General features: G+C 43.0%; 8 protein-coding genes. All 8 read left to right on the top strand.

Going from position 1 to position 7,602, the window contains the following annotated elements:
* Nucleotides 1–321 (top strand): GlgC family sugar phosphate nucleotidyltransferase (locus tag B151_RS0117080; RefSeq protein WP_026166734.1); only part of this gene is annotated, 321 nt, incomplete at its 5' end.
* Nucleotides 322–368: 47 nt separating this feature from the next.
* Nucleotides 369–671 (top strand): early set domain-containing protein, encoded by a 303-nt coding sequence (locus B151_RS0117075; RefSeq protein ID WP_026166733.1) that lies wholly within the window; start codon nt 369–371, stop codon nt 669–671.
* Between the two features lie 68 nt (nt 672–739).
* Nucleotides 740–1,003, top strand: coding sequence for an SHOCT domain-containing protein (locus B151_RS0117070; protein ID WP_157471116.1), 264 nt, complete (start codon nt 740–742; stop codon nt 1,001–1,003).
* 44 nt (nt 1,004–1,047) lie between these two features.
* Nucleotides 1,048–1,254, top strand: coding sequence for a hypothetical protein (locus B151_RS0117065; RefSeq protein ID WP_020404857.1), 207 nt, complete (start codon nt 1,048–1,050; stop codon nt 1,252–1,254).
* Nucleotides 1,255–1,271: 17 nt separating this feature from the next.
* On the top strand, nt 1,272–2,627 hold the full coding sequence (nhaA, locus tag B151_RS0117060; RefSeq protein WP_020404856.1) for a Na+/H+ antiporter NhaA: 1,356 nt from the start codon (nt 1,272–1,274) through the stop codon (nt 2,625–2,627).
* A gap of 51 nt (nt 2,628–2,678) precedes the next feature.
* Nucleotides 2,679–2,945, top strand: coding sequence for a DUF5676 family membrane protein (locus B151_RS0117055; RefSeq protein WP_020404855.1), 267 nt, complete (start codon nt 2,679–2,681; stop codon nt 2,943–2,945).
* A 185-nt stretch (nt 2,946–3,130) separates the two neighbouring features.
* On the top strand, nt 3,131–5,455 hold the full coding sequence (locus tag B151_RS0117050) for a spermidine synthase family protein (RefSeq protein ID WP_157471114.1): 2,325 nt from the start codon (nt 3,131–3,133) through the stop codon (nt 5,453–5,455).
* 152 nt (nt 5,456–5,607) lie between these two features.
* On the top strand, nt 5,608–7,602 hold a 1,995-nt coding region (locus tag B151_RS0117045; RefSeq protein ID WP_020404853.1), incomplete at its 3' end, for a heavy metal translocating P-type ATPase.

Raw genomic sequence — 7,602 nt, 5'->3', positions numbered from 1 at the left:
CGCCGGGGCATAGCCGTCGATTCCATCGTTTCGGAGGGGTGTATTGTCTCCGGTGCCGAGGTTCAGCATTCCCTGCTGTCCACCAACGTGCGGATTCAAGAACAGAGCGTCATAAAAAACTCGGTTATTCTTCCCAATGTCCGTATTGGTCCGCGGTGCCGGATTAACAATGCTATTATTGATAAAGAGTGCGTGATACCGGAAGGCACGGTCATCGGAGAAAACCCTAAGGAAGACCGCCGCCGGTTCGATGTAAGTCCTGGCGGTATTGTGCTAGTCGAACCGGAAATGCTGGGACAAAAGATCCATCAAATTGAGTAAGGAGTATTTGCACTCTTGATAGTCCAAATCACAGATAATAACAAAAAATGATGGCAGAAAACGATATCAAAAACTGGGACCGGCGGGAAGGCACCCCCTACCCGCTTGGCGTTACCAGTATAGACGATGATCATGCCTGCAATTTTGCCCTGTATTCCGAAGGTGCTACGGGTGTAACGCTGCTGTTGTATGCCAAAGATGACACCTATACGCCCTGCTACCAATACCACTTTGATCCAACCATCAACAAACAGCAGGCCATCGAACCTATGGTAACTAGAATCTCTCACAAAATTTTTGCTCTGGGGTTTAAGCTTCTTTTAAGCTTCCATGTGTTAACCTGTAGATAGAAAAGAGATATTCCCCCTTTTCTGTAGAACAAGCAACCAGGACCCGTTTAACCCGAATGGAGGTACTTATGTGGTTTGATACGATATGGAATACACCGTTGATTTGGTGGCTCCTGCTGACCGTTTTCGGTACCGGGCTCATTATTCTGGTCTTTCTTTTATGGCGGCACAGAAAGCCAGAGCCGGTTAAAGAAAACCTTGACTATTTCTGCCGGTGCTATGCGCGGGGTGAAATTAGCCAGGAAGATTTCGAAGAGCTAAAAAACGATTTACAGGAATTTGAAAAACAATACTATACACCAAAAAAAAGAAAACTTACACCTCAAACGTAAACGTTGAGGACTAAACTGTAATTAAAGTAAGAAAGGTGAATACAATGGAATGGATCGCTGAAAACTGGTTTCTAATAGTAGTTATTATACTATTTGCGGCTATGCACATGTTCGGTCACGGACATGGCGGCCACGGAGGGCATGGTGGACACGGAAAACAAGGTGGAGGCCACGGTGACGGGCACAGCCACGGGGATTCTGAGGGGCACGAGCATAGCGATGATGACAAAAACATACATCGGCATCATTAGCATAAAGTGGTTTTCAGATGGAATTGTTAAAACGGAATCCCGTAGTGATATTTTTTGAATCCCTGAAGAGAAGGAATCAGGCCGGTGTAGGCATTGCGATCTTATTAGCAGTGGTAATCGCGATGGTATGGGCAAATTCACCTCTTAATGAATACTACACAAGATTTATCCAAACAGAAATTACCCTTCAAATAAATGAGTTTATTCTATCAGAGTCATTGCTTCACTGGGTGAATGATGGGTTAATGGCTGTGTTCTTCCTCTTTGTTGGCCTGGAGTTAAAACGCGAATTTCTGGGAGGGAAACTCTCTGATCCCCGAAAAGCGATTCTCCCCATAGGAGCAGCAATTGGTGGAATGCTGGTACCTGCTTTGTTTTATATGTTTTTTAATTATGGGACTGTCAGTCAAAATGGTTGGGGCATACCCATGGCTACCGATATTGCATTTGCATTAGGTATCCTTTCACTATTTGGAAACCGGGTACCAGTTGCTTTAAAGGTTTTTTTAGTTGCTCTTGCCATTGTGGATGACTTGGGGGCTGTATTGGTAATAGCAATATTCTATAGCTCTGGAATTTCAGGCATGGATTTGTTCCACGGCTTTTTGTTCTTCCTTGTTTTATTGGGAGGCAATTATTTGGGCATCCGTAATGCCTGGTTTTATGGCCTCATAGGAATTGCAGGGGTGTGGTTGGCTTTTTTCTTTTCTGGTGTTCACCCTACGGTAGCGGGAATACTTATCGCATTTGCAATACCGGGCAGAGTTAAGATCAGTGAAAAACTGTATCTAAAGAATCTAAATAATCTTCATCAACGTTTTCTGGAAGCCCAGCCGATAAAAGGGAGTTTTATATCAGAAGGTCAGTTGGAAATTTTGGAAGAAATTAAAAGTAAAACCAATGATGCCACAACCCCCTTGCAGAAGATTGAGCATGGATTATCCCATGTAGTTGGTTTTTTTATTCTACCGGTATTCGCTCTGGTAAATGCAGGAATTCACATTCACGGAGATATTCCAAATATCCTGAGTCAGAATATCAGCCTTGGAATTGCATTTGGACTTATTGCAGGAAAATTTATTGGTATCATAGGAGTAGCCTGGATATTGTTAAAACTGAAAATAGCCCAGCTTGAGGACAATATTAACTGGGGGCAAATCTGTGGTGTGGCTTTGTTGGCAGGTATCGGGTTCACGATGTCAATTTTTGTGACCGACCTCGCATTTCAAAATGAAGAACTTAAATTTGTGGCCAAACTAAGTATACTTTTTACATCAACTGTAGCAGGCATTTTAGGCTCATTGGTGATATGGATAAGTTCAAAATCAAAAGATGGAAATTACACTCGAGAAAAGAACATTCAAATGTTTTAATCTCATAAAAACAAACAGCATTATTAACTAAACAAAAAAAGAGGCTTTATCATGCTTAATATCAAAATCGTAAGCTGGACAGCAGGAACTTTTACCTCGGTCAGCTTCATCTTATGCGTTATTTACGGGCTTGTTACGCCAGAGAGTCTTCATATGCATCAATTCCTTGAAATTGTGCTGCCTGCCTTTGAATGGATTTCTATAGGTAGCTTCTTCCTTGGATTAGTAGAAAGCTTCGCCTGGGGCGCATACATTGGGCTGGTTTATGTACCTATCTACAATTTTTTCTATAAACGATGGGGAACCACCACCGAGTGATATAACAAAAAGGAATCGAGGGAGCCGGTTATTCTATCCGGCGCCCAATCTATTGAGACCTATCAAAAGGTGTAGGAAATTGAAAACGCATTAACATCATGTCTAATAGATCGGTAATGAGAAGATATTCTTTACAGAGCAACCAGGTTTTTATCCTAATTTCTCTGGCACTTGTCTCCTCTAGTATGATTTTATATGAAATCGTGCTGTCCCGCATCTTTTCAGTAATCCTAAGCTACCATTATGTGTTTGCCATACTCTCTTTGGCTATGCTGGGGTTAGGTATGGGCGGCCTTCTTCTACAAAAGGTGAGAAGGATATGGCCATCTGTTGGCATTCATGTGCTGGTAATTACTACCGCCCTGATAACGGGTATTGTTACAGCTCTCATCCTATATCTGACACAAGTGGCTCCTGCTTCTTGGGGAACCGTCGTTACCTGGATCGTACTGCTCCTGCCAATTTCTCCTTTCCTGTTTTTCGGTATAACTATTGCCTCCTTTTTCCAGCAAGCTCCGGAACGGAGTTCATTGCTCTACGGCTTTGATATCCTTGGTGGAGCTCTGGCGGCTCTTTTCGCTGTACCCCTGCTTAATACAGTTCCGGCACCGACAGTAGCTTTCATTATTACCGGGGTGGTCCTGTTGGCCGGGTTACTTCTGTCTGTTATTTTTCCTGAAAGGAAGTCCATGATTCTTCTTTCTGTGACTACTCTTTTATTTGTTGCTGGCGGTATATGGCTGGCTCCACAGATTATTTTGCCTGTCAAGACTGATCAGCACAAGGATATTAATCGCGTTTTATACAATGATTCTGATAAGGGCCGGATTGTGGAAACACGCTGGAGCGCATTTGGACAAACATCCCTTATGGAAAGTGAAGAACTACCCGATGAAAAAATGATTTACATTGACGGGGCAGCCGGTACTTCTATGTTTAGTTTCCAGGCTTTGTTAGAGGATTCAACACTTAGAAGCGACCTGACCTCCAATTTTGGTCAGTTTTTCCCATTTTATTTCTTAAAGGATAGTGAAAAAGACAGCGCACTTATAATTGGACCCGGGGGAGGTCGCGATGTTTTAGTTGCGTTATTCGGAGGGGTAAAATCCATAACGGCCGTTGAAGTAAACCCCGATCTTGTTCAAATAGTTAAAGACTACGAGGAATTTAATGGTGGAATCTATACCCGGCTGCCTAATGTGGACATTATTGTAGAAGAAGGGCGTAACTTCATTCGCAACACGATTGAAAAATTCGACCTGATCATGCTGGCATTGCCGGTCACTAAAAGCAGCAGAAGTATCAACGGGTATGCTCTTACCGAAAATTATTTATTTACGGTGGAAGCCTTCACCGATTACCTGAACAGGCTGACGCCTGAAGGACGCATTATATTTGTTACTCATGGGAATGCAGAACTTTACAAACTACTCTCACTGGTATTAACCGCTTTTGAAAAGCAGGGGTTCTCCAATCCACAAGCGATGAATTCCCTGTATGTCGTTTCAAAGCATAACATGCCGGCATTGGTTGTTAAGAAAACGCCTTTTGAAGGAAAAGAAATGCAAGCCAGGCATGCGGCATTGCATGAGTTGGGGTATGATGAAGGGGAATATTTTGTTCCATTCCAGGAACAGGCTTCCTATACATTACCTATGCCGGATGATTCATCTTCTACGATATCCTGGAGTATGTTTGATGAAAACTTGTATAAGCTTTCCGAAGGTACGATGACGATAGATGAAGTTGCCAAGAATTTTCCATTAAATATATCCCCGGTTTATGATGACAATCCTTTCTTCTATAATTTTGATAAAAAACTTCCCTACCCCTTTCCTCAATTTTTTGGTTTATTTGTTTTAGGGATCGTTGTTTTAATATTTCCCTTGTCGGTAAAAAAACAACCTGAACAGGTACGAATGGGTTTTATTAAACCCTTTGCCCGGCATCCTGAATTAAAAAAATTCCTACTGATATTCTTGATGCTTGGGGCAGGTTTTATGATGTTAGAGATCTCTCTATTTCAAAAACTTAGCTTGTACCTTGGCAATCCGGCCTCAACCACTTCGGTGTTGCTGTTTTCTTTGTTGCTGGGCGTAGGTATCGGCAGCCTTATCAGCGCTCGTGTTATCAAAAACCTTGCAACTGCTTTACTCATCAGCACCTTCGCCGTTTTCATATCCAGCCTGGTATTTACCTATCTTTTGGACGAACTGATGGTGTCGACAACCTCTGTTCCATTTCGTGCAGGAAAGTTGACTGGCCTGCTTGGGATCGCTATGGGATTTCCTTTTCCCTTGGCGCTTAGACTCATGAAACAACACGGACTGGAAGAATTTACCGCTTCAATGTGGGGCTCCAATGGTCTGGCCTCTGTCGCTGGAGCAGTCATAGCGATGATCATTGGCATTGAATGGGGATTTACCACAGCCCTGATAATAGGTGGAGTATTGTACTTTTTTATTACACTTCTTCTTGTAGTACAAGAGCTACACATGATTAATAATTAAGCTTTTAATAAAAATATCCTTTGGTATTAGGTTACTTTCATAATTGTCTATCTGATTTAAGCTTGCTTTAAGGGTACATGTATTATCATTGGGTAGAAACTTAAAATTATACCTGATGATTAAATTCATTATAACTTTAAAAGGAGCAAGTCATGGCTAAAGACATCGTTTGCGGAATGGAAGTTGACAATTCTTCCCCCTTTCAAAGCACCTACGAGGGCGAACATTTTTTCTTCTGCTCCCAAAATTGCAAAACAGAGTTTGATAAGAATCCAGAGAAATACGTTTCCACCCAAAAAGATTCTTCAGCGACCTATCAAATTACATCAAATGGTATTGAAAAAATTCAATTGCCTATTGTAGATATGCATTGTGCTTCCTGTGCGACAACAATTGAAAAAGAACTCCGGAAATTGCCGGGCATTAAGAAAGCAGTCGTTAATGGTGCTACCGAAAACGCCTATGTTGAATATGACCGCTCTGAGATTTCTTCATTAAAGATTATAGATTCTATAAAAAAATCTGGTTATAGAACGGGGTATGCAAAAGTACGTCTTCATATTTCAGGTATGCATTGCAATTCATGTGTATCTAAAATTGAGAAGGAACTTGAAGGCACTTCAGGTATACTCAGTGCAAGTGTAGACCTTGGAACAGAGGCCGCTCTTGTAAAATATATTCCATCAAAAGTTGATTATCCTTCTCTTAAAAACATCATTGAGCGATTGGGATATCAGGTATCTGAAATTTCTCACGATAAAGATGATGCCAGTAAAGTCCCTACAGAAGCTGATCAGGGCACAAACAAGGAATATAATAGTGAACCGATCGATGAAAATGAACAGGCTCGTAATAGTGAATATAAATCGCTGATGCGTAAGTTTATATTCTCTGCAGTAATCTCTATTCCGGTTATGATTTTCAGCTATCCAGATTTCCTGGGACTGCCGGAACAGTTCCAGCGGGGCACCGACTTGCTATATTGGATCTGGTTTTCCATGGGCGTGGTAACTTTGCCGGTAATGTTTTGGGCAGGTTCCCATTTTTATACAGGTGCCTGGGCGGCATTTAAGAACCGTTCGGCTAATATGCATACTCTAATCGCTGTTGGAATTACGGCTGCCTGGTTGTACTCAACAGTTGCCGTACTGTTTCCTGAGATCTTTCCAACCGAAGCTCTTGCTGAAGTTTTTTATGATGTGACAGCTGTTGTTGTAGCATTAGTAAACTTAGGCCTAGCCTTAGAAATAAGAGCAAAAGGACGAAGTTCAGAGGCCATAAAAAAGTTAATGGGCCTTCAGGCAAAAACGGCCCGGGTGATTCGCGATGGCAAAGAAATGGACATCCCAGTAGAAGAAGTAGTACTGGACGATATAATTGTGGTTCGCCCAGGTGAAAAGGTACCGGTAGATGGAGAGATTGTGGAAGGATCTTCGGCCGTGGATGAATCGATGATTACCGGAGAATCCATTCCGGTTGAAAAGCATACAGGAGATGAAGTGATCGGTGCGACCATTAATAAAACCGGGTCCTTCAAATTCAAGGCAACGAAGGTAGGTAAAGACACCGCCCTCGCTCAGATCGTGCAGATGGTGGAGGAAGCCCAAAGCTCCAAACCGCCCATCCAGCGGGTAGTAGATAAAGTCTCTGGGTATTTTGTACCTGCCGTCATCATCCTGGCGATCGCCGCGTTTATGATCTGGTATCTTGTAGGGCCGGCACCGGCATTAATCTATGCACTGGTGGTCTCCGTGACCGTACTGATTATCGCCTGCCCCTGCGCGCTGGGACTGGCAACACCTATCTCACTAATGGTAGGCGTGGGTAAAGGTGCTGAAAACGGTATTTTGATCCGAAGTGGTGAAGCCTTGGAGACTGCCCAAAAACTGGATACCATCGTGCTCGACAAGACGGGAACAATCACGGAAGGACAGCCATCGCTAACCGATGTAATAACTGCAAATGGTTTCAAAAAAGAAGAGGTGCTGGCCTGGAGTGCCAGTGTGGAACGCGCATCAGAACATCCACTAGGCGAGGCTATCATCCGAGGCGCCGAAGAACAAGAGCTCGCACTCTTTGATCCCCAAAACTTCAACGCCGTACCTGGACATGGGGTGGAAGCCAATGTGGACGGACACAGGGTTTTG

This window comes from Gracilimonas tropica DSM 19535, assembly GCF_000375425.1.
Classification (GTDB): domain Bacteria; phylum Bacteroidota; class Rhodothermia; order Balneolales; family Balneolaceae; genus Gracilimonas; species Gracilimonas tropica.
This window is presented reverse-complemented; position numbering and strand designations above follow the sequence as displayed.